Annotated in this window: 1 protein-coding gene; it reads right to left on the bottom strand. The window is 54.9% G+C overall.

Annotated elements, in window-relative coordinates:
• On the bottom strand, positions 1-246 hold a 246-nt coding region (locus PAT3040_RS33605; protein ID WP_146200633.1), incomplete at both ends, for an InlB B-repeat-containing protein.

Raw genomic sequence — 246 nt, 5'->3', positions numbered from 1 at the left:
CTCCGAACGCGTATCCCGTTCTTGTCGGAGCTTCTGGCGCTTCCACAGTATCACCGTGTTCCACTGTCGTTGCCTCCACCGCACTGCCACCGTTGCTTTCGAAGCTCACCGTATACACGCTTATCGTCCACTTGCCGTAAAGCGTCACATTGCCCGTCACCACAGTCGTGAACACATACGGTTCCGTTAGTTCTTCGTCAGTGTACCAACCTCCGAACGCGTATCCCGTTCTTGTCGGAACTTCTG

Origin of the sequence: Paenibacillus agaridevorans, assembly GCF_003112455.1 — a bacterium.
Taxonomy (GTDB): domain Bacteria; phylum Bacillota; class Bacilli; order Paenibacillales; family Paenibacillaceae; genus Pristimantibacillus; species Pristimantibacillus agaridevorans.
The sequence above is the reverse complement of the archived record's forward strand: the minus strand, read 5'-3'. Positions and strand labels throughout refer to the sequence as shown.